The organism is Patulibacter defluvii, assembly GCF_034096925.1.
Lineage (GTDB): Bacteria > Actinomycetota > Thermoleophilia > Solirubrobacterales > Solirubrobacteraceae > Patulibacter > Patulibacter defluvii.
Genome location: NZ_JAWZSQ010000005.1, coordinates 1 through 23530 on the forward strand (window position 1 = coordinate 1; position 23530 = coordinate 23530).

General features: G+C 75.7%; 23 protein-coding genes and 1 pseudogene. 15 read left to right on the forward strand and 9 right to left on the reverse strand.

What is annotated here, in order from left to right:
• Positions 1-332: pseudogene (locus tag SH587_RS06770) on the forward strand (hypothetical protein); the annotation flags it as partial.
• A gap of 30 nt (positions 333-362) precedes the next feature.
• Here SH587_RS06770 and SH587_RS06775 read toward each other — a convergent pair.
• From SH587_RS06775 to SH587_RS06785, 3 genes are read right to left on the reverse strand one after another with little or no spacing between them, the layout of a single operon-like run.
• The gene (locus SH587_RS06775) at positions 363-2111 is read right to left on the reverse strand and encodes a purple acid phosphatase family protein (protein WP_320669824.1); all 1749 of its coding nucleotides are present in this window, start codon (positions 2109-2111) and stop codon (positions 363-365) included.
• Between the two features lie 48 nt (positions 2112-2159).
• On the reverse strand, positions 2160-3596 hold the full coding sequence (locus SH587_RS06780; RefSeq protein ID WP_320669825.1) for a DHA2 family efflux MFS transporter permease subunit: 1437 nt from the start codon (positions 3594-3596) through the stop codon (positions 2160-2162).
• On the reverse strand, positions 3593-4216 hold the full coding sequence (locus SH587_RS06785; RefSeq protein WP_320669826.1) for an NADPH-dependent FMN reductase: 624 nt from the start codon (positions 4214-4216) through the stop codon (positions 3593-3595). The genes SH587_RS06780 and SH587_RS06785 overlap by 4 nt, the downstream gene beginning before the upstream one ends.
• Positions 4217-4290: 74 nt before the next feature.
• Between SH587_RS06785 and SH587_RS06790 the strand changes: the two genes are divergently transcribed.
• Positions 4291-4947 (forward strand): TetR/AcrR family transcriptional regulator, encoded by a 657-nt coding sequence (locus SH587_RS06790; protein ID WP_320669827.1) that lies wholly within the window; start codon positions 4291-4293, stop codon positions 4945-4947.
• Between the two features lie 3 nt (positions 4948-4950).
• Here the strand turns inward: SH587_RS06790 and SH587_RS06795 are convergent, their stop codons facing one another.
• Together SH587_RS06795 and SH587_RS06800 are read right to left on the reverse strand one after the other, a co-directional pair.
• Positions 4951-6117 (reverse strand): zinc-binding dehydrogenase, encoded by a 1167-nt coding sequence (locus SH587_RS06795; protein WP_320669828.1) that lies wholly within the window; start codon positions 6115-6117, stop codon positions 4951-4953.
• 269 nt (positions 6118-6386) lie between these two features.
• On the reverse strand, positions 6387-7061 hold the full coding sequence (locus tag SH587_RS06800) for a hypothetical protein (protein WP_320669829.1): 675 nt from the start codon (positions 7059-7061) through the stop codon (positions 6387-6389).
• Positions 7062-7238: 177 nt separating this feature from the next.
• Here SH587_RS06800 and SH587_RS06805 point away from each other — a divergent pair, with 177 nt between their 5' ends.
• Genes SH587_RS06805 through SH587_RS06815 form a run of 3 tightly spaced genes read left to right on the forward strand, consistent with a single transcriptional unit; the run spans position 7239 to position 10248 of the window.
• On the forward strand, positions 7239-8408 hold the full coding sequence (locus tag SH587_RS06805; protein WP_320669830.1) for a histidine kinase: 1170 nt from the start codon (positions 7239-7241) through the stop codon (positions 8406-8408).
• Positions 8405-9571 carry a sensor histidine kinase gene (locus tag SH587_RS06810; protein ID WP_320669831.1) on the forward strand — a complete coding sequence of 389 codons (1167 nt, stop codon included), beginning with the start codon at positions 8405-8407 and terminating at the stop codon, positions 9569-9571. Before SH587_RS06805 ends, SH587_RS06810 begins: the two co-directional genes overlap by 4 nt.
• Positions 9568-10248, forward strand: coding sequence for a response regulator (locus SH587_RS06815; RefSeq protein WP_320669832.1), 681 nt, complete (start codon positions 9568-9570; stop codon positions 10246-10248). Before SH587_RS06810 ends, SH587_RS06815 begins: the two co-directional genes overlap by 4 nt.
• Here the strand turns inward: SH587_RS06815 and SH587_RS06820 are convergent.
• From SH587_RS06820 to SH587_RS06830, 3 genes are all read right to left on the reverse strand, one after another.
• The gene (locus SH587_RS06820) at positions 10234-10803 is read right to left on the reverse strand and encodes a TetR/AcrR family transcriptional regulator (protein ID WP_320669833.1); all 570 of its coding nucleotides are present in this window, start codon (positions 10801-10803) and stop codon (positions 10234-10236) included. The two genes, SH587_RS06815 and SH587_RS06820, sit on opposite strands and share 15 nt — an antisense overlap.
• Positions 10800-11123 (reverse strand): DMT family transporter, encoded by a 324-nt coding sequence (locus SH587_RS06825; protein WP_320669834.1) that lies wholly within the window; start codon positions 11121-11123, stop codon positions 10800-10802. Before SH587_RS06825 ends, SH587_RS06820 begins: the two co-directional genes overlap by 4 nt.
• A 121-nt stretch (positions 11124-11244) precedes the next feature.
• Entirely contained in the window at positions 11245-12168 is a 924-nt protein-coding gene (locus SH587_RS06830; RefSeq protein ID WP_320669835.1) for an oxidoreductase, read from the reverse strand.
• A gap of 200 nt (positions 12169-12368) precedes the next feature.
• Here SH587_RS06830 and SH587_RS06835 point away from each other — a divergent pair, with 200 nt between their 5' ends.
• The 10 genes from SH587_RS06835 to SH587_RS06880 all read left to right on the forward strand — a co-directional run bounded on the left by SH587_RS06835 (position 12369) and on the right by SH587_RS06880 (position 22380).
• Positions 12369-13703: a hypothetical protein gene (locus SH587_RS06835; protein WP_320669836.1), complete on the forward strand. Its 1335-nt coding sequence runs from the start codon at positions 12369-12371 to the stop codon at positions 13701-13703.
• A 41-nt stretch (positions 13704-13744) separates the two neighbouring features.
• A complete protein-coding gene (locus SH587_RS06840; RefSeq protein ID WP_320669837.1) occupies positions 13745-14353 on the forward strand; it encodes a TetR/AcrR family transcriptional regulator in 609 nt (202 codons plus the stop codon).
• A gap of 50 nt (positions 14354-14403) precedes the next feature.
• Entirely contained in the window at positions 14404-17325 is a 2922-nt protein-coding gene (gene uvrA, locus SH587_RS06845; RefSeq protein WP_320669838.1) for an excinuclease ABC subunit UvrA, read from the forward strand.
• A 27-nt stretch (positions 17326-17352) separates the two neighbouring features.
• On the forward strand, positions 17353-18126 hold the full coding sequence (locus tag SH587_RS06850; RefSeq protein WP_320669839.1) for a helix-turn-helix domain-containing protein: 774 nt from the start codon (positions 17353-17355) through the stop codon (positions 18124-18126).
• 126 nt (positions 18127-18252) lie between these two features.
• Positions 18253-19134, forward strand: a complete 882-nt coding sequence (locus tag SH587_RS06855) for a hypothetical protein (RefSeq protein WP_320669840.1) — start codon at positions 18253-18255, stop codon at positions 19132-19134.
• Between the two features lie 93 nt (positions 19135-19227).
• Positions 19228-20286 (forward strand): magnesium and cobalt transport protein CorA, encoded by a 1059-nt coding sequence (locus SH587_RS06860; protein WP_320669841.1) that lies wholly within the window; start codon positions 19228-19230, stop codon positions 20284-20286.
• The gene (locus SH587_RS06865) at positions 20283-20972 is read left to right on the forward strand and encodes a metallophosphoesterase family protein (protein WP_320669842.1); all 690 of its coding nucleotides are present in this window, start codon (positions 20283-20285) and stop codon (positions 20970-20972) included. The genes SH587_RS06860 and SH587_RS06865 overlap by 4 nt, the downstream gene beginning before the upstream one ends.
• A 45-nt stretch (positions 20973-21017) precedes the next feature.
• On the forward strand, positions 21018-21494 hold the full coding sequence (locus SH587_RS06870; RefSeq protein WP_320669843.1) for an SRPBCC family protein: 477 nt from the start codon (positions 21018-21020) through the stop codon (positions 21492-21494).
• An 89-nt stretch (positions 21495-21583) separates the two neighbouring features.
• The gene (locus tag SH587_RS06875; RefSeq protein WP_320669844.1) at positions 21584-22219 is read left to right on the forward strand and encodes an acyltransferase; all 636 of its coding nucleotides are present in this window, start codon (positions 21584-21586) and stop codon (positions 22217-22219) included.
• Positions 22216-22380 carry a hypothetical protein gene (locus tag SH587_RS06880; protein ID WP_320669845.1) on the forward strand — a complete coding sequence of 55 codons (165 nt, stop codon included), beginning with the start codon at positions 22216-22218 and terminating at the stop codon, positions 22378-22380. The genes SH587_RS06875 and SH587_RS06880 overlap by 4 nt, the downstream gene beginning before the upstream one ends.
• Before the next feature lie 48 nt (positions 22381-22428).
• Here SH587_RS06880 and SH587_RS06885 read toward each other — a convergent pair whose 3' ends face one another.
• Positions 22429-23427: a LysM peptidoglycan-binding domain-containing protein gene (locus tag SH587_RS06885; protein WP_320669846.1), complete on the reverse strand. Its 999-nt coding sequence runs from the start codon at positions 23425-23427 to the stop codon at positions 22429-22431.
• Positions 23428-23530 lie beyond the last annotated feature (103 nt).

Sequence of the window (23530 nt, forward strand, 5' to 3'; positions counted from 1 at the left end):
GCCCGGCCGCCGCCGAGCCGACGCCGGCGCCCGCGCCGACCGCCGCCGCCGAGCCGGTCCCCGATCCGGAGGCCCCGGCGCCGGCCGCTCCGACCGCGGAGACGGCGATCGTCCCCGCCGCCGAGCGGCTGCCGGCCGCCCAGGGCAGCCTCGACGACGCGGCCCCGGCCGCCGACGCGACCGCCGACACCGCCGGCGCCCGGCTGGTGGCGCTGAACATGGTGCTCGACGGGACCCCGCGCGACGAGGTCGACCGCTACCTGGCCGAGAACTACGACCTGCCGGACCGCAGCGGGCTGCTCGACGAGCTGTACGCCCGCCACGGCGGCTGAGTCACCGCCGCGGCGCGGCGCCGGGGCGGCTCAGCCCCGGTGCCGCAGCCGCACCCGCCGGCGCAGCGTGCGCGCGCTGCCCTCGCGCGGGCGCACGCGGACCTCGACCTCGGCGGTCAGCGTCCGCCGCACCCGCCGCAGCAGCAGCCGGTCGAGCGCGGTCGGCCGCAGCCGCAGCCGCACCGTGCCCGCGATCGTGCGCCGCCGGGCCCGGGCGACGACGATCCGCCGCGGCGCCCGCAGGCCGTCGCGACGGCCGAGGCCGGCGATCAGCCGGACGTCGATCTGGGCGTCGCGGTCGACGTGGACCGCGACGGTCAGACCCCGCCGCCGGACCCGGTCGAGCGGCGCCGAGCGGTCGACGTCGACGTCCAGCCGCGGCCGCCGCGGGCCGTCGGTCGCCGGCGGCGTCTCGGCCCCGCGGACCGGCCCCGGCCCGATCCGGCTGGCGTAGCCGATCACGAACGCGCGGCTGTGCAGGTCGCCGCGGGTGATCGACGGGTGCAGGCCCCAGACCTGGCGGGCGCTGGTCGCCGTCCAGTGGCGCGACCAGGCGTTGTCGGGCCGGTGGAAGGTGCGCATGATCCCGTCCTCGTGGACGCGCAGCAGCGCGTAGCCGGCGGGGTACTCCTTGATCGCGCCGTTCTCCAGGAACGGCAGCCGGCCGCCGGTGGTCGGGTGGGCGCGGACGACGTTCGCGTGGGTGTGGCCGTGCAGCACCAGCCGCACGTGGCCGTGGCGGGCGAGCACGTCGAGCACCGCCTGGGCGCCGCGGTCGGCCGCCACGCCCTGGCCGATCAGCAGCGGGTGGTGGAAGGCGACGATCGCGTCGCGGCCCTCGAGCGCGACCGTCCGCAGCTGGCGGTCGAGCCAGGCCGGCTGGTCGCCGAGGTCGAGCCGGCCGGCGCCGCTGTCGGGGTCGGCCGAGTCGAGCCCGATCACGGCCAGCGCGCGGCCGACCCGGACCACCGAGCGGAGCGTCGCGTCGCCGACCCGCTGGCCGGGGAACGCCTGCTGGCGGAGGCAGTCGCCGTCGGTCGCGCAGGCCCCGGCCAGCCGCCGGTCGTGGTTGCCGCGGGTGACCTGGAGCGGGGCGTCCAGGCGGTGGAGCTGGGCCAGCGCCCGCGAGACCTCGTCGGGCCGGCCGCGGTCGGTCAGGTCGCCGTTGGCGATCACCAGGTCGAGGTCCAGCCGCGACAGCTCGTCGATCGCGGCCGACACCATCCGGTGCGCGTAGTCGGGGTAGGCGTCGCTCGAGAAGCAGGGCGGGATCGAGGGGCCGAGCGCGTCGGTGACGGTGCCCGAGCAGTGCTCGCCGACGTGGAGGTCGTTGAGGACCGCGATCGTGGCCAGGTGGCGCCCGGCCGGCGGGACCAGCGTCCGGAAGCTGCCCGGGTCGGCCTCGCCCTGGCCGAGTGAGACCCGGCGGCCGCCGGAGTACAGCTCGTAGCGGTACCGCTGGCCGGGCCGCAGGCCGTCGACGCGGGCGACGTGGACGTGCTGGCCCTCCTCCAGCCGCAGGATCCGGGTCCGGCCGTCCTCGGGACCACCGACCGGGGTCAGGTGGACGGTGGTGTCGGCGGCGTCCTCGGTCCACCACCAGGCGACGAAGGCGGTGTCGGTGACGGTCACCAGCTCCGGTTCGAGCGCTGGGCCCAGGTAGAGCGAGAGGTCGGCGGCCGCGGCGGGGGCGCCGCCGGCGAGCAGGTCGTAGCCGGCGGCGGCACCGGCGGCCGCGGCCGACCCGACCAGGGCGCGACGGGTGAGCGGGCGGGGCATCGCGCCATCCTCGCCGATCGCGACGGCGTACAGGTGAACGGTTCGTGCTCAGCCGTCCCGCGCGGCGCAGCGCTCGGCGACGGTCAGCCAGAGGGCCGCCGCCAGCCCCAGCAGTGAGGCTCCCGTCAGCCACCAGAACGCCTGGTGGAAGGCCGCCGTCGGGCCGTCGGGCAGCGCGCCCGCCAGCACCACCGCGAACAGCGCCCCGCCGAGCGCGCCGCCGATCCGGAGCACGATGTTGACCTGGGTCGAGGCGTCGGGCAGCTGGGCGGGCCGGACCGCCTTGTAGGCCGCGGTCATCGCCGGCATCATCGCCAGCGCCAGCGCGACGCCGCGGACGAGCAGCAGCAGCTGCAGCAGCCACCAGGGGGCGTCGACCGGGACCAGCGCGAACGGCAGCGTGGTGGCGACCGCCGCCAGCCCGCCCCAGGCGCTGACCGGTCCCCCGCCGAAGCGGTCGACCAGCCGCCCGGTCAGCGGCAGCGCGGCCGTGGACCCGAGCCCGAGCAGGATCAGCGAGAGCCCGCTGGTCATCGCGTCCTCGCCCCGCGCCAGCTGGAAGAAGAGCGGCAGCACCAGCCCGGCGCCGAAGAGCGTCGCGCCGGCGAAGGCCGAGGTCGCGCAGGCGGCGGCGAAGCGGCGGTCGCGCAGCAGGCCGAGGTCGAGCAGCGGGTCGGTCCGTCCCCGCGAGCGGCCGACGAACAGCGCCAGCGCCGCGCCGCCCAGCAGCAGCGGCAGCAGCGCGCCGGGCGTGGCCAGCGTCCGCTGCTCGCCCCAGACCGTGGCGCCGAGCACCACCAGCGGCAGCCCGGCGCTCAGCAGCAGCAGGCCGCCGCGGTCGAGCGGGACGCCGGCGGTGGCGTCGCCGCGGGGGACCAGCCGGCGGCCGGCGACCAGCGCCACGATCCCGAACGGCAGGTTGAGCAGGAACAGCCACGGCCACGGGGCGACCTCGAGCAGCAGCCCGCCGACGGTCGGCCCGAGCGCCGGCGCCAGGGTCACCGCCACGCCGAGGGTCGCCATCACCCGTCCCAGCCGCTCGGGCCCGACCGCCTGGCCGAGGACCGTCTGGCCGGCCGGGATCAGCAGCCCGGCGGTCAGGCCCTGGAGCACCCGCAGGGCGATCAGCGACGGCAGGTCGGGGGCCAGCGCGCAGAGCCCGGAGGCGACGGTGAAGCCGGCCAGCGCCCACAGCCACAGCCGCCCGGCGCCGAGCCGCCGGACCAGCCAGCCGCAGGCGGGGAGCGAGACGGCCAGCGCCACCAGGTAGCCGTTGGCGACCCACTGGACCGCGGCCAGCGAGCCGTCGAGGTCGCGGGCGATCGCGTCCAGCCCGACGTTCACGACCGACGTGTCGAGCCCGCTCATGAAGGCGCCGAAGGCGATCACCGCGGCCAGCCGCCAGACCGCGGCCGGGATCGCGCCCGGCCGCTCGTCGCCGCGCTCGCGGGCGGCCGGGCCGGTGGTGGTGGCGACGGCGCTCACCGCGTGGCCCCGGTCTCGGCGTTGGCCTCGGCCTCGGCCTCGCGGGCGGTTCGGAGGCCGCGGAGGGCGCCGCCCCAGGCCAGCAGCTGGTCGAGCAGCGCGTCGAGCTTGGCGACGTGGCGCGGCGTCGGCCGCAGCACGCCGTCGTCGACGTCGTCGATCAGCGACAGCGCGACCTGCGAGCGGACGTCGGCCACTTGGACCTCGCCGAGCACCGACCGCAGGTGCTCGACCGCCCGCGCGCCGCCGGCGTCGGCCCCGTAGCTGACGAAGCCGGCGGCCTTGTCGGCCCACTCCTCGTAGAGGAAGTCGATCGCGTTCTTGAGCGCGCCGGGGATCGAGTGGTTGTACTCGGGGGTGACGAAGACGAAGGCGTCGTGGCGGGCGATCTCGCGCGCCCAGGCGGTGGTGTGGGGGTGCTCGTAGCGACCCCAGAGGGCGGGGGTCGGCTCGTCGAGCAGCGGCAGGTCGTGGTCGGCCAGGTCGACGGTCTCGACGGCGGCGCCGTCGCGGGCGGCGGCGTGCGCGGCGACCCAGCGGGCGACCTCGACGCCGTAGCGGCCGGGCCGGGTGCTGCCGACGATCACGGCGACCTGGAGGGGGGACTCGGTGGTGGGCACGGGGGCTCCTGGGCGATCGAAAGTACAACGATCGTTTTACAGTAGCACCGGATCTGCGACGATCCCCGACGACGATGGCGTCGCCCTCCTCGACCAGCTCGCCGCGGCGCGGGCCGCAGCCCCAGAAGCGCGAGGCGATCGCCCGGGCCGCCCGCCGGGTCTTCGGCCGCGACGGCTACGCGCGGGCCGGGATCGACGCGATCGCCGCCGAGGCCGCGGTCTCGACCCGCACGATCTACAAGCACTTCGGCGGCAAGCAGGCGCTCTTCGCCGCGGTCCTGGAGGAGAGCGCCGGCGAGGTGGCGGAGGGCTTCGACGCCTTCGTCGCCGACGGCCTGCGCGAGGCCGGCGACGACGTCGAGCGGACGCTGACCGTGCTCGGGCGGGCGATGGTCCGGCAGCGGACCGCCTTTCCCGAGCACTTCGCGATGATCCGCCAGATCAACGCCGAGGCGCCGCACTTCCCGCCCGCGGTGATCGAGGCCTGGCAGCAGGCGGGGCCGCTGCGGGTCCAGCGGCGGATCACCGTCGAGTTGGAGCGGCTGGCGGCGGCGGGGCGGCTGCGGCTGGACGATCCCGAGCGGGCGACCCGCCACCTGGTGGCGCTGGTGACGGCCGACCTGGGGGTCCGCTCCTACGCCGGCGGCCCGCCGCTCGACGCGCGCGCGACCGAGGCGATGGTCGTCAGCGGCGTGCGGGCGTTCCTCGACGGCTACCGCTCGCGCGGCTGAGGGTCAGGGCGCGGTCGCGGCGCTGCGGGGGTCGATCAGGATCTTCGCGTGGTGGATGCCGTCGTCGCCGCCGGCGAGCGCGTCGAACGCGGCGGCGACCCCGTCGAGGCCGACCGTGCCGGTGATCAGCGGCCGCGGGTCGACCTTGCCCTCGGCCAGCATCTGGAGCGTGTCGCGGAACTCGAGCGGCGTGTAGCCGATCACGAACCGCAGGTCGATCTCCTTGTTGATCGCCATCGCGGGGGTGAAGCGGTCGATCCCGACGCAGACGCCGACGACCACCACCCGCGAGAACAGCGGCGCGCCGTCGAGCACGCTCTCGATCATCCCCGGGACCCCGACGCACTCGAAGATCACCGGCCGCTTGGGGGCGGCCCCGAGCGCCTCGCCCAGCCGCCAGGCGTGCCACCAGCCGACCGGCAGCCGTTCCAGCTTCTCGCGGGTCGAGACGGCCAGCTCGAGCGCCGAGGGGATGTCGGCCAGCTGCCCGCGCGGGGCGACGGCCGCGTAGGGCGAGTCGCGGGCCGGGTCGACGACCACGTCGGCCCCGCAGGCGCTGGCCAGGGCGCGGCGGTCGGCGGCCAGGTCGCTGGCCACGACCGTGCGGACGCCCTTGGCCTTCAGCATCAGGATCACGCCCAGGCCGACCGGCCCGCAGCCGATCACGATCGCCACGTCGCCCTTGCCGACCTCGCCGCGGCGGACGGCGTGCCAGGCGACGGCCATCGGCTCGGTGAGGGCGGCGACGTCGGCGGCGAGGCCGTTCGGCACCGGCATCATCAGCGACTCCTCGACCACCACCTGCTCGGCGTAGCCGCCGGGCGCGTGCTGCGAGAGGCCGAGCGTGTCGACGCCCTCGGGCCCGCGCAGCAGCGGCAGCGCGACCACCGGGGTGCCGGGGGAGACCGTCTTGCGGCACCCGGGGCCGTGCTCGGCGACCGTCCCCGACAGCTCGTGCCCGAAGACGATCGGCTGGTCGGAGCGGGCGAAGCGGTGGTACCCGGCGCGGGCGGCCAGCTCGGCCCACTCGTCGCAGCCGTGGCGGGCGTGCAGGTCCGACCCGCAGATCCCGCACCGCTCGACCTCCAGCCGCACCTGCCCGCGGCCGGGATCCTTCGCCGGCCGATCCTCCACCGACAGCGCGGCCTCGGTGCAGACGACGGCCCTCATCGGGCGCGGACGGACGGTCGGCGACGGAGCACCGCCCGACTCTCGCACGGATGGCCCGTCGCGCGGGACCGGATGCGACGTTGCGGTCGCTGAGCGGGAAGGAGGTCACAGCGGACCGACCCCCCGACGAGCGACGAGCGCGGGGACGAGGAGAGTCCCCACGCTCGTGCTCGTGGAACCCGTTCGCGACTGGGTGGCACGCCCCCGCGCGCCCGCGAACGGTCGGATGCCCCGGCCCACCCCGCCGGCGCACCACGCTTGGAACGACCTCAGGCGGTCGCCGGCTGGACCCCCGCCTCGCTGACGCCGTCGGGGCCGCCGACGCCGCGCAGGCGCAGGGCGATCCCGCCGTAGGCGACGACGAAGGTGAGCGCGGCGATCGTCGCCATCACCCCGGAGAAGACCACCGTCGAGGCGACCAGGCCGGCGAGCACCAGCAGCGGCGCCCAGACGCCGACCAGGCCGGCGCGCCAGGCGGTCACCACCACCAGCAGTCCGCCGAGCAGCAGGCCGGCCACGGCCGGGATTTGCATCGCCGCCTGGGCGCCGTAGTCGCCGGCGCGCTCGGCCACCGCGACCGCCTGCTCGGGCGGCAGCGACTGGGCGAGGGCGATGTCGTAGAAGTCGACCACGACCAGGCCCGGCAGCATCGTCGCGCCGCAGAAGGCCAGCGTCGCCGCCACCGCCCGCAGCGCGCGCGGCGCCGCCGTCGCTCGCCGCAGCACGGCCAGGAACGCCAGCCCCATCAGGGCGTAGCCGAAGAACAGCAGCACCGCCGACACCTGCGCCTGGTCGGGATGGGCGCCCATCTGCGCCAGGTAGGCGGAGATCTCGTTCTCGCTCTCCCACGGCGTCGCGGCCATCCCCGCCGCCGTCAGCAGCGGCCCGGCCAGCAGGGCGGCGGTGGTGGCGAGGGGTCGACCCGTGTCGGCGCTCCGGTGCATGCCGACCAGCCTGGACCAGCGTGCCCCGCTCGTCGTCGGCCGCGCGGGCGATTCGGCGCGGGAACCGGGACGACCTGCCGCGCCCGGCCAGCGGACGGCGGATCCTCCCGCCGGACGACCCGCCTCGTCCGCGCGGCCGACGACGGGCCGACCCCCGGCGGCTACCGTGTCGGGCACGTGTCCGGGGTCGTGCGCCTGGCGCCGCTCCGCCGCGGCGCTCCCGAACTCGCTCGCCGTTGGCGCGAGCCGCTGTTCTGGCTGGTCGTCGCCGTGACCGGGGTCGAGGGCCAGCTGCAGGCGCTGACCGAGCATCCCGGCAGCGACGGCGCCCGGATCCGGCTGGCGGCGGTGGCCGCGATCAGCACCGTCGCGCTGGCCGTCTGCCGCCGCCACCCGCTGCCCGCGCTGCTGACGATCCTCGGCGGGATGACGCTCTCGCTGTTCGACGACCCGGGCACGATCGTCTACGCGCCGGCGCTCGGGGTCCTGCTCGTCGGCTACTTCGTCGGCCGCCGCTCCAGCGACCGGGCGACGCTGCTGGCGGTGGTCGCGACCGCGGTCGTCCTGACCGTCGGCGAGCTGGCCGACGGCGGCGATCCGACGATCGCCCCGATGGTCGTGCCGGCGGCGCCGATCGCGCTCGGCCGGGCCGTCCGCCAGCGCGAGGCCGCCCACGCCGCGCTCCGCGACCGGGCCGCGGCCGAGGAGGCGGCGCGCCGCGACGGCGCGGCCCAGGCGCTGCTCGACGAGCGGGCCCGGATCGCCGGCGAGCTGCACGACGTGGTCGCCCACGCGCTCTCGGCGATGGTCGTCCAGGCCGGCGCGGCGCGGGTCCTGGTCGGCCGCCGGCCGCCGGCGGCCGCCGCGGCCTTCGCCTCGGTCGAGCGGACCGGCCGCGACGCGCTGTTCGAGATCCGCAGCCTGCTCGGGGTCCTGCGGGCGGCCGGCGACGAGCAGGAGCTGGCGCCGCAGCCGACCCTCGAGCACCTGCCGCAGCTGCTGCGGCGGGCCGGGGCCGACGGGCTGGCCGTCGAGCTGGAGGTCGTCGGCGCGCCGCAGCCGCTCGGCGCCGGCGCCTCGCTGGCCGCCTACCGCGCCGCCCAGGAGGCCCTCCGCGCGGCCCGCGGCGGCGGCGCCCGCCGGGCACGCGTGACCGTCGTCCACGAGGCCGGCGCGGTCCGGGTCGACGTCGACGACGACGGCGGCGACCGCGATCCGCTGGTCGTCCGCGAGCGGATCCTGCTCTACGGCGGCGAGCTGCTGACGTCGCGGCTGCGCGACCCGGCCGCGGACCGTGCCGGCTGGCACCGGACCAGCGTGCGGCTGCCGCGGGAGGCCGCGGCGTGAGCCGGTGGCGCGGGCCGGGACGCCGCAGCGACGCGCTGCTGGGCTTGGGACTGGTCGCGATCGGGCTGGCCGAGACGGTCCTCGACCGACCACCCGGCGGGTTGCTGGCCCACCTGCTGCTGGCGCTGCCGCTGCTCGCGGTCGGGCTGCTGCGGGAGCGGGGACCGGTGGCGATGGTGCTGGCGGCGACCGGGTTCGTGTGGGCGAAGGCGCTCGTCTCCGGGTTCGACCAGCCCAGCTCGGCCGGCTGGCTGGTGGCGCTGCTGATGGCCTACCTCGCCGGTCGCGACGGCCGCGGCCCGGCGGTCGTGGCCGCGGTCGCGGGGCTGCTGGCCAGTCTCGAGCTGATCTGGATCGCCTACCCCGAGTCGGCCGTCTCCGACTACTTCTACCCGACCTTCTTCGCGCTGCTGGCCTTCGTCGGCGGGCGCGTCGTCCACCAGCACGTCCGGATCGGCGTCGACCTGCACGAGACCGCCGCCCGGGTCGAGGAGCACGCCGAGCACGAGCGGGAGCGGGCCCGGGCCGACGAGCGGCGGCGGATCGCGCGCGAGATGCACGACGTGATCGCCCACTCGGTCAGCGTGATGGTGGTCCAGGCCGGCGGCGCCCGCCGGATCCTCGACCGCGACCCGGCGCGCGCCGTCGAGGCCGCGGCGCTGGTCGAGCGGACCGGCCGCGAGGCGCTGGGCGAGCTGCGGACGCTGCTGGGGGCGATCGACCGGACCGCCGCCGCGACCGCGATCGCGCCGCCGGCGCCGTCGCTGGAGCGGGTCGAGGAGCTGCTGGAGCGAGCGCGCGCGGCCGGGCTGCCGGTCCGCCTGGAGCGCCGCGGCGCCGCCGGCGAGCTGCCCGCCGGCGTCGACCTGGCCGCCTACCGGATCGTCCAGGAGGCGCTGACCAACGTGCTCCGCCACGCCGGCCCGGTCGCGACCACCGTGACCGTCGAGCGGGCGCCGGACGCGCTCGTGGTCGACGTCCGCAACGGCCCCGGGCGCGCGCCGCAGGCCGGGCTCTCGCGGCCCGGCGGCCACGGGCTGCTGGGGATGGGCGAGCGGGCCGCGGTCTACGGCGGCCGGATCGAGGCCGGTCCGACGGCCGACGGCGGCTTCGCGGTTCGCGCGCGGCTGCCGATCTCGGAGAGGATGGAGGTCCCCGCATGAGCACCAGCGTGTTGATCGTCGACGACCAGGGCCTCGTGCGCGCGGGGTTCCGGATGATCCTCGACGCCGAGGACGACCTGGAGGTGGTCGGCGAGGCCGCCGACGGGCTGGAGGCGGTCGCCCTGGCCGCGCGGCTGCGACCGGACGTGGTCCTGATGGACGTCCGGATGCCCGAGCTGGACGGGATCGAGGCGACCCGCCGGATCCTGGCCGCCGCCCCGAACGACCCGCCGCGGGTGCTGGTGCTGACCACCTTCGACCTCAACGAGCACGTCTACGACGCGCTGCGCGCCGGCGCCAGCGGCTTCCTGCTGAAGGACGCCCCGCCGGAGCGGCTGGCCGACGGGATCCGGACCGTCGCCCGCGGCGAGGCGCTGCTGGCGCCGTCGATCACCCGCCGGCTGGTCGAGGAAGTCGCCCGCGGCCGTCCGCGGCCGACGCCGCCGGAGGGCCTGGACGAGCTGACCGACCGCGAGCTGGAGGTCTTCCGGCTGATGGCCCGCGGCCTCTCCAACGGCGAGATCGCGGCCGAGCTGGTGGTGGGGGAGACGACCGTCAAGACCCACGTCGCGCGGGTGCTGATGAAGCTCGGGCTGCGCGACCGGGTGCAGGCGGTGGTGCTGGCCTACGAGAGCGGCGTCGCCGTCCCCGGCGGCGGCAGCTCACCGCTGGCCTGAGCCGGTCGCCTCGAGGGCGCGGCGGAAGACGGCCGCGAAGCCGGCGGCGGTCGGCGGCTCGTCGGCCATCAGCGCCTGCAGGCAGAGCCCGTCGGCGACCGCGAGCACGAGCTGCCGCTGGACCGGGTCGGCGTCGGGGATCAGCGGCACGACGACCGCCTCCAGCCAGGCGCGGGCCGCCGCCCGCAGCGCCGGCCGGCGGGCGGCGAGCAGGTACAGCTCGTACTCGGCGACGATCAGCTCGCGGTGCCGCCGCAGGTCCTCGACCAGCAGCCGGGCGAGCGTGTCGACGTCCGGATCGGCCCCGCCGGCGGCCACGCGAGCGGCGGTCCGCAGCTGCTCGCTGGCGTGCAGCATCGTCGAGACGATCAGGTCGTCGATGCTGTCGAAGTGGTAGGAGGCGGAGGCCAGCGGGACCCCGGCCTCGGTCGCGATCCGGCGGTGGGTGAGGCCGGCGGCGCCGTCGCGCTCAAGCACCACCAGCGCGGCGTCGAGCAGCTCGCGGCGGCGCTGGAGGCCGCGCCGGCGGCGGCCGTCCGGCTCGTCGCCGCTCAATGCGAGCCACCCGCCTCGATCGCCACCACGCCGGTGATCACCAGCGCGATCCCGCCGATCTGGAGCGCCGAGAGCGTCTCGCCGAAGAGCGGGATGCTGAGGACGGCGACGCTCGCGATCCCGATCGCCGCCCAGACCCCGTAGGCGACCCCGAGCGGGAGGCCGCGCTGGAGGGCCAGCGTCAGCAGCGTGAAGGCGGCGAGGTAGCCGACCACGACCACGACCGCGAATCCGGCCCGCGAGAAGCCCTCGGACGCGCGCAGGCTGAGCGTGGCGGCGATCTCGCTGACGATCGCCGCGGCCAGGAACAGATAGCCCATCGACCCCTCCGGTCGCGAGGAAACAAGCTGTACGATCGTACCACTAGTCTCCCCGCGGCCGAAGCGGCCGAAGCGGCCGAAGCGGCCGAAGCGGCCGATCGGGCGGGCGGGCGCCGAGCGATCAGGCGGGGACGGCGACCGCCGCCTCGACCCCGGTCAGCTGCTCGGAGAGCGTCCAGAGCGCCTTCGCCGTGGTGACGTCGCTGGCGCGGGCGGTGCGGCCGACCAGGGTCGGCCGGCCGCGCATCTCGGCCAGGCCGTCGGGGCCGACGTAGGAGTTGCCGGGCAGGTCCTGGGTGGCGGCGAAGAGGGTCGGCAGGGTGCCGGCCTCGTCGTCCTGGGCCAGCAGCCGGTTGCCGACCTGCATCACCGCGTGCTGGACCGGACGGCCGCTGTGGCCCTGCAGGTTGGTCGCCGCCCAGCCCGGGTGCGCGGCCAGCGCCCGGACCGGCGAGCCGGCGGCCCGCAGCCGCCGCTCCAGCTCGAGCGTGAAGAGCAGGTTGGCCAGCTTCGACTGGCCGTAGGCCCACCAGGTCTGGAACGGCCGCCGCTCCCAGTTGAGGTCGTCGAGGTCGATCCGGCCGGCGCGGTGGGCGCCCGAGGCGACCGTCACCACGCGGTCGGTGACGTGGGGCAGCAGCAGGTTGGTGAGCGCGAAGTGGCCCAGGTGGTTGGTGCCGATCTGCAGCTCGAAGCCGTCGGCGGTGCGGCCGAGCGGGACCGCCATCACGCCGGCGTTGTTGATCAGGACGTCGAGGTCGCCCTCCCAGCCGTCGGCGAAGGCCCGCACCGAGGCCAGGTCGGCCAGGTCGAGCGGGCGGACCTCGACCTCGCCGGCGATCGTGGCCGCGGCCCGGGCCCCCTTCTCCGGGTCGCGGACGGCGAGCACGGTGCGGGCGCCGGCACGGGCCAGCTCGCGGGCGGCGACCAGGCCGATCCCGCTGTTGGCGCCGGTCACGACGACGGTCCGGCCGGCGAGGTCGGGCAGGTCGCGGGCCGACCAGGACGAGGAGGAGCTGCGGAAGCGGGAGGCGATCGAGGGCATGGCTCGAATGTAGGCAATGCCAACAGAGTTGTCAATGGAAACATTCGGTGAGGGAGCGGGTGAGGGAAACCACCGCTGCGCGCGGCGGACGGCGTGCCTAGGCTGGCGGACGTGCGGGGTGCGACCGGCGCGCCTCGGCGAGCTGGGGGTTGGTCATGGGTCGTGGGTGGACAGGCGGCATCCGCCGCTGGTTGATGATCGTGACGGCGGTCTCGCTGGCCCTGCCGGCGCTGGCCGGGGCCGACGTGAAGGTCGCCGGCAGCGCCGGGAATCCGTTCTCGGGCTACGCCTACGTCAGCGGGCCCTACACGGTGGGGTCGGTGGTTCCCGGCAGCGCGACGGCGGTCACGGTCGTCCCCGACCGGACGGCGAAGCCGACGCGGCTGCGGCTGAGCCTCTTCCGCGAGAACGAGATGACGCCGTTCGTGCCGCTGCGGATCACGCTCCACCGGACCGGGGCGGACGGGCTGCCCGGCGAGCTGCTGGCGACCGAGAACCTGAACACCCGCGACGTGGCGCTCGGGGCGGGGGCGATCACCACGATCCCCGTCCCCGACTGGCCGCGGCTGGAGGCCGGGACCAGCTACTCGATCGCCGGTCTGATCACCGCCAGCGACGCCCGCCTCGGCTGGGCGTTCGACGGCACGACAGCGACGGTGGCCAGCCGCGGCTACGGCCGGGTCCCGCTCGGCGCCAGCGAGCCGGACTGGGTCCAGGCCACCGACCTGCATACGGTCTGGACCGAGGTCTACGCCGATCCCGATCCGCCGCAGACCACGATCGACCAGGGGCCGGACGGTCCGACCGCCAGCGCGGTGGCGACCTTCGCCTTCTCCAGCGAGCCGGGGGCGAGCTTCGAGTGTGCGCTCGACCGCGGCGACTTCTCGCCCTGCACGTCGCCGCTGACCCTGACCGGACTGCGCGACGGCGAGCACCGGTTCGCGGTCCGCGCCATCGACGGCAGCGGCAACGTCGACCCGACGCCGGCCGAGCGGACCTTCGTCGTCGACACCCGCGCTCCCGACACGACGATCAGCTCCGAGGGCGGCCCGCCGTTCGCGTTCAGCGCCGACGAGCCGGGGGCGAGCTTCGCCTGCCGGATCGACGACGCCGAGTTCGCGCCCTGCACGTCGCCGTTCGACCCGGGGGCCGTCGGTCCCGGCCGCCACGTCTTCGCCGTCCGCGCGGTCGACCCGGCCGGCAACGTCGACCCGACGCCGGCGGTGCGCGAGTTCCGGGTCGCGATCCCGACCCGCCTGGCGGTGCGCCGGGGGACGCTGCTGGAGCGGCTGCTGGTGGCGTCGGCGACGCTGACCCGGACCGACACCGGCGCGCCGGTCGCGGGAGCGCAGGTGACCTTCGCGATCGGCGACGAGCAGCTCTGCGTCGCGACCACCGATGCGGCCGGCGTCGCGGCCTGCCCGCTCGACCCGCTGACGCTGGTGGCGCTGCTGTCGGGCGGCTACGAGGCCCGCTACGAGGGCGACGACGCGCATCTGCCGTCGCGGGTGACCGTCCACATCGACGACGAGTAGGCGCTGCCAACATCGACCGGGCCCCGCGCTAGGCTGGGAGCGTGGGAGCCAGCGACACGACCCGGCCGTACCACCACGGGAACCTCCGCGAGGCGCTGCTGCGCCGCGCCGAGGCGACGCTGGAGGAGTCTGGCGTCGCCGGCCTCTCGCTGCGCGCGATCGCCCGTGACGTCGGGGTCAGCCACGCCGCGCCCCGCCGCCACTTCGCCGACCGCCAGGCGCTGCTCGACGCGCTGGCCGAGGACGGCTTCCTGCGTCTGGCCGAGGAGGTGCGGGCGGCGGTGGCCGAGCCCGCCGGCGGCTTCGTCGAGCGGCTCGGGGCGCTGGCCAACGTCTACGTCTCGTTCGCCACCCAGCACGCGGCGCTGCTCGACCTGATGTTCGCCGGCAAGCACCGGCCGGGCGCCGCGGAATCGCTCTACGCCGCCGCCGAGGCCGCCTTCGCGCCGGTCTTCCAGGTGATCGTCGACGGCCAGGCCGAGGGCGAGGTCGTGCCCGGCGACGTCGAGCGGGTGGCGCTGGCCGCCTGGGCGGGGATCCACGGCCTGGCGGCGATGGCCAACGCCGGCCTGGTCGACCGGGCGACCCTGCCGTCGCTGGTGGGGGACGTCGCCGAGCGGATGGTGCTGGGGTTGCGACCGCGGGGTTGATCCGAGCCGCCGACCCGAACGTCCGTTCGCCTGCGTAGACTCCATAACGCATGCGCGGAAGTGGTCGGATCGTCGTCACCGGTGCCCGGGAGCACAACCTCAAGGACGTCTCGCTGGAGCTGCCGAGGGACAGCCTCGTCGTCCTCACCGGCCTCTCGGGCTCGGGCAAGTCGTCGTTGGCCTTCGACACGATCTACGCCGAGGGCCAGCGCCGCTACGTCGAGTCGCTGTCGGCCTACGCGCGCCAGTTCCTGGGCCAGATGGACAAGCCGGACGTCGACTCGATCGACGGCCTCAGCCCGGCGATCTCGATCGACCAGAAGACGACCTCGCGCAACCCGCGATCGACGGTCGGCACGGTCACCGAGGTCCACGACTACCTGCGTCTGCTGTGGGCCCGGATCGGGCGTCCGCACTGCCCCAACGGCCATGGGCCGATCGCCGGCCAGTCGGCCGAGCAGATCATCGACCGGGTGATGGAGCTGCCCGAGGGCACCCGCTTCATGGTCCTGGCGCCGCTGGTCCGCGGCCGCAAGGGCGAGTTCCGCGACGTCCTCGACCACTGGAAGGCCGAGGGCTTCCAGCGCGCCCGGGTCGACGGCGAGCTGCGGATGCTCGAGGACGAGATCGTCCTCGACAAGAAGTACAAGCACGACCTGGCGGTGGTGGTCGACCGGCTGGTGATGCGCGGCGACCTGCGCAAGCGGCTGGCCGACGCGATCGAGGCCGCCGTCGGCCTGGCCGAGGGCCTGGTCGAGGTCGAGATCGTGCTCCGCGACGACGAGCAGCCGCCCGCCGGCCTCGAGCGGGTGATGACCTTCAGCGAGAACTTCGCCTGCCTGGAGTGCGGCTTCTCGATGCCCGAGGTCGAGCCGCGGACCTTCTCCTTCAACGCGCCCCACGGCGCCTGCCCGCGCTGCACCGGCCTCGGCGCGCAGCTGGTGGTCGACCCCGACCTGGTCGTCCCCGATCCGGCCAAGTCGCTCTCCGGCGGGGCGATCAAGCCGTGGTCGTCGTCGCCGAACCCCTTCTACCGCAAGCTGCTCGAGGGCCTGGCCGAGATCTACGACGTGCCGATGGACACGCCGTGGCGGAAGCTCAGCGCCGAGCAGCAGGAGGGGATCCTCTTCGGCGACCCCGACGGCGGCAAGGTGCCGCTGCGGTTCAAGAACCGCGCCGGCCGCCGCCGCACCTACCAGATGCGCGCGGAGGGGGTGATCAGCAACCTCGAGCGACGCCACCGCGAGTCCGACTCCGACGCGGTGCGGGAGAAGATCGAGGAGTACATGTCGATGGTCCCCTGCCCGGAGTGCGAGGGGGCGCGGTTGAAGCCCGGCCCGCGCAATGTGCTGGTCGGCGGGCTCGGCATCCACCAGTTCTCGGCCTTCTCCGTCCACCAGGCGCTGGAGTGGATCTCGCAGGTCGAGCTGACCGAGACCGAGCAGAAGATCGCGCGCCTGATCCTGCGCGAGATCCGCGAGCGGCTGTCGTTCCTGGCCGACGTCGGGATCGGCTATCTGTCGATGGCCCGCGGCGCGGCCACGCTCTCCGGCGGCGAGGCCCAGCGGATCCGGCTCGCGACCCAGATCGGCTCGGCGCTGGTCGGCGTCCTCTACGTGCTCGACGAGCCCTCGATCGGGCTCCACCAGCGCGACAACGAGCGGCTGATCGCGACCCTCGAACGGCTCCGCGACCTCGGCAACAGCGTGCTGGTCGTCGAGCACGACGAGCAGACGATGCGGGCCGCCGACACCCTGATCGACATGGGGCCCGGGGCCGGCGAGCACGGCGGCGAGGTGGTCGCGATCGGCACCCCGGAGGAGGTCCAGGCCACGCCCGGATCGCTGACCGGGCAGTTCCTCTCCGGCGAGCGCGAGATCGCGGTCCCGCTGGCGCGGCGGGCGCGCAAGGGCGAGCTGGTCGTCCGCGGCGCCCGCGAGCACAACCTCCAGGACCTCGACGTCGAGATCCCGCTCGGGGTGCTGTGCGTGGTGACCGGCGTCAGCGGCTCGGGCAAGTCGACGCTGGTCAACGAGATCCTCCACAAGTCCGCGGCCCACCAGCTGAACCGCGCCAAGGCCCGTCCCGGCAAGCACGACCGGATCGACGGGATGGACCAGCTCGACAAGGTGATCCAGGTCGACCAGTCGCCGATCGGCCGCACGCCGCGCTCGAACCCGGCCACCTACACCGGGATCTTCGACCACATCCGGACGCTCTTCGCCCAGACGCCGGAGGCGAAGGTCCGTGGCTACAAGGCCGGCCGCTTCTCGTTCAACGTCAAGGGCGGTCGCTGCGAGGTCTGCAAGGGCGACGGCCAGATCAAGATCGAGATGCACTTCCTGCCGGACGTCTACGTCCCCTGCGAGCAGTGCCACGGCAAGCGCTACAACCGCGAGACGCTCGAGGTCCGCTTCAAGGGCAAGACGATCGCCGACGTGCTCGACATGCCGGTCGACGAGGCGGTCGAGTACTTCCAGAACGTGCCGAAGATCCGCCGCCGGCTGGAGACGGTCCGCGACGTCGGGCTCGGCTACGTGCGGCTCGGGCAGCCGGCGACGACGCTCTCCGGCGGCGAGGCCCAGCGGGTCAAGCTGGCCCACGAGCTGGCGCGGGTCGCGACCGGCCGCACGCTCTACATCCTCGACGAGCCGACCACCGGCCTCCACTTCGCCGACGTCGAGCGGCTGCTGGAGGTCCTGCAGCGGCTGGTCGACGCCGGCAACTCGGTGATCGTGATCGAGCACGACCTCGACGTGATCAAGAGCGCCGACCACCTGATCGACCTCGGTCCCGAGGGCGGCGTCGGCGGCGGCCATGTGGTCGCCGAGGGCACGCCGGAGCAGGTGGCCGAGGTCGAGGCCTCGCACACCGGGCGCTTCCTGCGGCCGCTGCTGCGCCCGGCCGCGGCGCCGTCGCGCAACGGGGCGCGGAAGGCGCCGGCCCGGCGGCGCGCGACCGCCAAGGCCTAGGGCCGGCCGCGGGGGAGGACGCGGGCGTTGGCGGGCCGCTACCGGGAGCTTCCGCCGCCCGCCGCGCTGGCCGACCGGGTCGCCTGCCTCTGGTGGCGCGATCCGGGGCCGGCGGCGGCCGGGGAGGAGGACCGGGTCGTGGTGCTGCCCGACGGCTGCATCGACCTGGTCTGGAGCGGGGGCGTGCTGCTGGTCGCCGGTCCCGACACCGGTCCGTCGCCGGTCGCGCCGTCGGCCGAGGTCGCCGTCGGCCTGCGCTTCCGGCCCGGAGCGGGCCCGACCGTGCTCGGCGAGTCGGCGCTGGCGCTGCGCGACCGGCGGGTGCCGGTGGCCGACCTCTGGGGCCGCGCCGGGCGCGAGCTGCAGCAGCGGACGGCCGAGGCGGCCGACGTCGAAGCCCGGCTGGCGCTGCTGGTCGACGCGGTCCGGGGACGGCTGGCGGCCGGCGCCGGCCCGGCCGATCCGGCCGGCGACCCGCTGGTGGCGGCGGCGGTCAGCGCGATCGGCGACGGCGGGTCGGCGATCGGCGAGCTGGCCGCGCGGCTGGCGATCAGCGAGCGGCAACTGCGGCGGCGCTTCCACGACCACGTCGGCTACGGGCCGAAGACGCTCGACCGGGTGCTACGGCTGCAGCGGTTCCTGGAGGCGGTCGCCGCCGACGACCCGGCCGCCCCGGCGACGCTGGCCGCGCTGGCGGCCGAGGCCGGCTACGCCGACCAGGCCCACCTGGCCCGCGAGACGCGGGCGCTGACCGGCGACACCGCCAGCGCCCTCGCCGCCCGCTGGCGCACCCCCGGCTGACCCCACCCCGGCGCGCGCTGTTTGGTACCCGGGCGGTATACAGCGGCGCGCGCTCGCGGCGGTCGTCCGCCGAGGACGTCCGGAACGTGCAAGCCGGGCGGCGGCCGACGCGCGAGGATCGGTCGCATGGCCGCCGAGATCGACCTGCCCGCCGCCGAGCGCTTCCTGCTGACCGACGCCCGGCTGATCGACCGGCTGCGCTTCGCCCACCGCTTCCGGGGCGGCGACGCCGGGGCCGTCCGCCGCGCGCTCGCCGCCTACCGCAACGACGACGGCGGCTACGCCGGGGTGCTCGAGCCGGATCTCCGCACCCCCTCCAGCCAGCCGCAGTCGGCCGAGTTGGCGCTGCGGCTGCTCGACGAGCTGGGCCCGATCGACGCCGCCGACGCGCGGCCGCTGTGCGACTGGCTGACCACCGTCAGCGACGACGAGGGCGGCGTGCCCTTCACCCTCGCCAGCGCCCGCGAGCACCCGGCCGCCCCGCACTGGCACCACGGCGACGCGGACCACGGCTCGCTCAACCCGACCGCGGCGCTGGCCAGCCTGCTCCACCGCCACGGCATCGAGCACCCCTGGCGCGAGCGGGCGACGGCCTTCTGCTGGCAGCGGCTGGCCGATCCCGCGGTCCCGCTGGAGATGTACGACGTGCGGGCCGCACTGTGGCTGCTCGACCCCGCCGTCCCGCCCGGTCCCGAGGCGGCCCGCGAGCGGCTGGTGGCCGGTCTCCACGAGCACACCGCGCTCGACCCGGCGGCGCTCGCGCCCGGCCAGCCGCACCGGCTGGGACCGCTCCAGATGGCCCCGCTGCCGACCAGCCCCGGCCGGGCGCTGCTGCCGCCGGACGCGGTCGCGGCCCAGCTCGACGCGCTCGCCGGCGAGCAGCGCGAGGACGGCGGCTGGGACGTGCCCTTCCCGACCGTCTCCGCCGGCGCGCGGGCCGAGTGGCGCGGCTGGGCGACGGTCGAGGCGCTGACGATCCTCGACGCCGCCGGCCGTCTCGACCGCTGAGCCGCCGCCGCCCGGGCGGGGGCGTAGGCTGCCGGATGGTCCCGCCGCCCGACCGATCGCGAGCCGATGCGCCGTCCGCCCACGCCCCGAACCGTGCTGTCCGTCTTCGGCGATCGCCAGACCGCCGCGCCGCCGCCCGCCGAGCCGACGCCGCGCGGCGCGGCCGCGGTCGACGCGGCGCTGACCGACTGCGCGGTCTACGAGAGCGGCAACCGCCAGGGCGGCAAGGTCCAGCTGGAGCAGGCGCTGCAGCGGGCCCGGGCCTGCGAAGACGGGTTCGTCTGGATCGGGCTCCACGACCCGGTTCCCGGCGCGGTCGAGCTGGTCGGCGAGTACTTCGACCTCCACCCGCTGGCGATCGAGGACGCGATCCACGCCCACCAGCGGCCGAAGCTGGAGCGCCACGACCAGATGGTCTTCGTGGTCCTGAAGACCGCCCGCTACGTCGACGACGGCGAGCGGGTCGAGATCGGCGAGCTGATGGTCTTCGCCGGCCGCCGCTTCATCGTCACGATCCGCCACGGCGACGCGACCCCGCTCGGCCCGCTGCGGCGCGAGCTGGAGGCCAACCCGGAGCGGATGTCGGGCGGTCCCGGGGTCGTCTTCCACGCGATCATCGACAAGGTCGTCGACGACTACGCCGATGTGATCGACGGGCTCTCGAACGACGTCGACGAGGTCGAGGAGACGGTCTTCTCCGGTCTCCGCGAGAACCCGACCGAGCGGATCTACCGGCTGAAGCGCGAGGTGATCGCGTTCAAGAAGGCGGTCACGCCGCTGGTGACGCCGATCACCCGCCTGGTCGAGGACGAGCAGCTGCCGGTGCCCGACCACGCGCGGCCCTACCTGCGCGACGTGCTCGACCACCTGACCCGCGACGCCGAGGCGGTGACCGCGCTCGACGAGCTGCTGAGCGGGATCCTGCAGGCGAACCTGGCCCAGCTCTCGGTCCGCCAGAACGACGACACCCGCAAGATCTCGGCCTGGGTGGCGATCGTCGCGGTGCCGACGATGGTCTTCGGGCTCTACGGCATGAACTTCACCCACATGCCGGAGCTGAAATGGACGCTCGGCTACCCCGCGGTGATCGTGGTCACGGTGCTGATCTGCGCGCTGCTCTTCCGCCGCCTGCGCCGGGCGGGCTGGCTGTGAGCGCGGTCGAGCGGGCCGTCGTCCGGGTGACGGTGGTCAGCGACCAGCACGGGCACCTGCCGGAGATCGAGCCCTGCGACCTGCTGCTGCTCGGCGGCGACCTCTGCCCGACCGACAGCCACGAGATCGAGCACCAGCGCGACTGGCTGCTAGGCCCCTTCCGCGCTTGGCTGGAGCAGCTGCCGGCCGAGCGGGTGGTGGCGATCGCCGGCAACCACGACTTCGTCCTCCAGTCACCGCTGGCCGCCGACCTCGCCGGGCTGCCGTGGACCTACCTGGAGGACGAGACCGCCGACGTGCTCGGGCTGCGGATCCACGGCAGCCCCTGGCAGCCGTGGTTCGGCGGCTGGGCGTTCAACGCGCCGCGCGGGGCCGAGGCGGGGGAGGCGTTCCTGGCCGAGCGCTACGCGCTGGTGCCCGACGACGTCGACGTGCTGCTGGTCCACGGCCCGCCGCGCGGCTACGGCGACCGGACCGCCAGCGGCGTCGACGCCGGCTCGACCGCGCTGCTGACGACCATCGAGCGGACCCGGCCGCGGCTCTGCGCCTTCGGCCACATCCACGAGGGCGCCGGCCGCTGGTGGCATGGCCCCAGCGAGCTGGTCAACGCGACCCTCGTCGACCTGAGCTACGCCCCCGTCCACGCCCCGACGGTGGTCGAGCTGGCGGTGCCGGAGCGTCGGTGACGCCGGCGTCACGAATTTTCCTACGGTGCCGTAGACTCGCCGCCCATGCCGGCCCATCCGCTCCGTCACGTCGACGATCAGTTCCTCCGCGACGCCCCCCTGGTGGTCGCCGCCAGCGTCGACCTCGCCGCCACCCCGGCCCAGGTCTGGGAGGCGCTCGGCAGCGACCGGATGTGGTCGTGGCTGCCGGTGATCGACCGCCTGGAGTGGCTGTCGCCGCGGCCCCACGGTCCGGGGTCGGTCCGCCGCCTGCGGCTGGGCAAGGCGGTCACGGTCGACGAGCAGTTCTACCGCTGGGACGTCGAGCAGCGGGCGACCTTCCGGGTCACCAGCCAGAGCCGGCCGGTGCTCGACGCGCTGGTCGAGGACTTCCTGCTCGAGCCGACCGGCAAGGGCACCAAGCTGACCTGGACGATGGCGGTCGCGCCACGCCGCGGCCAGCGGCTGCCGCTCGGCCTGCTGGCCCCGCTGCTGCGACCGGGCAACGGCTTCGCGCTCGCCGGAATCAAGAAGATCCTCTAGCCCGGCCTCGCTCGCGTGGCGGATCGCCCCCGCGCGCCGGGGGGCAGCCGCCACGCGAGGCCGGGTGGGGCAGCGGGTAGGCTGGCGCCGTGCCCCCTGCGCCGCCGCTCGACCGCGCCCTGATCCAGCAGTGGATCGCCAAGTGGCGCTGGTACCGACGGAGCACGCGGCCGTGGAACCGCGCGCGGCTGCAGGTCGAGCTGGCCCGGCGACAGGCGTTCGCCCGCGGGGTCGTCCACGGCGACGCGCTGGCGATGCTCCGCGACGGGCGGCTGGAGATCGGCCCGCAGGCCTTCCTCGAGCCCGGCGTCTGGCTGACCGCGGGGCCGAAGGGGCGGATCCGGATCGGCGGCGGCAGCTTCCTCAACCTCGGCGTGATGGTGGCGGCCGAGCAGCTGGTCGAGATCGGCGAGCACTGCATGGCGGCCAACGGCTGCCTGATCACCGACGGCAACCACCGCTTCGACGACCCTGAGACGCCGGTCCCGTGGCAGGGCTTCACCAGCAAGGGCCCGACGATCATCGGCGACAACGTCTGGCTGGGGGCGAACGTCGTGGTCACCAGCGGGGTGACGATCGGCCGCCGCAGCGTGATCGGCTCGAACTCGGTGGTGACCGGCGACATCCCGCCGTTCTCGATCGCCGCCGGCGCGCCGGCGCGGGTGCTGAAGACGATCGAGTACCCGGCCCGCCGCGACGCCGACGCTCCGGCGGACGCCGCGTGAGCCCGCTCGCGACCGGCCTCATCGCGGCGGCCGGACTGCTGCTGGTCGTCGCGGTGCTCTTCTCGGAGTCGCTGGTCGTGGCCGGCGTCGGGCTGGTGGTGGCGCTGGTGCTGCTGGGCGTGCCGCAGCGGCTGACCGCCCGCTTCCGGCGCGAGCGCTGAGCGGGCGGTCGCGCGGAAGCGGGTCGGGGTCGGGGTCGGGGTCGGACGCTAGCCGCCGAACCGCGAGCGGAGCGCGGCGACGCTGTTGACGTACTGCTTCGTGTCGTCGTACATGCCGCGTCCGCGGACCGAGGCCAGGCCCTGGTAGTAGCCGGCCGCGGCCAGGTTCTGGTCGCCGCCGGTCTGGCGCAGCAGGTGCTTCAGGTAGAGCGTGCCGGCGCGGACGTTGTCGGTCGCCGAGGTCGGGTCGAGCGGGCGGCTGGCCAGGTTGCTGCCGATCCACTGCCAGGTGCCGGGCATCACCTGCATCACGCCGCGGGCGCCGACGCTGGAGATCGCGGCGTTGTTGAAGCCGCTCTCCTGCCAGGCGATCGCCCGTGCCAGCGCCGGCGGGACGCCGTTCTCGCTGGCGATCGCGCCGATCTGGGCGGCGTCGACGCGGCCGGGGGTGGCGACCAGCTTCGACGTCGTGGTCGCCGGCTGCGCGGCGGTGGTGGTGCCGGCGGTCGGCGTGGTCGCGGCGGCGGTGGTCGCGGTCGTGGTCGCCGCGGCGGGGCCGCTCGATCCGCCGGCGGGCAGGTAGAGGCGGGCGCCGGCCGGCAGCAGCGCGGCGGCGTTGAGGCCGTTGGCCGCGGCCAGGCGGGTGACGCTGACGCCCTGGCGGGCCGCGATCGCGCTCAGCGTGTCGCCGGCCTGGACCACGTAGCCGCCGGCGGGGGCGCCGGAGCCGGCCGCGGGGGCGCTGGCCGTGGCGGTGGTCGTCGTGGTCGCGGTGGCGGTCGTGGGAGCGGCGGCGGGCGCGCCGGCCGGTGCGGCGCCGCGCGGCGGGATCGACAGCACCTGGCCGGTCTGCACGGACGCGCCGGCGGAGAGGCCGTTGGCGGCGGCCAGCTGGGCCGGTGACATGCCGTTGGCGGCGGCGATCGACCACAGCGACTCGCCGGCGGCGACCTGATGGACGGGGGTGGCGTGGGCAGCGGGAACGGCCGCGCTCGCGAAGGCGAGCACGCCGCAGACGACCGCCGCCCGACGACGGATCGCGTGCATGCGGACGCGAGCCTCCTCGGGTGGGGGGGTGACGGGGGCAGCACCCGTTGTCGCGCATCGCGCACGCCGATCGCAAGTTCCGCACGCCCTCGCAACGGAACTT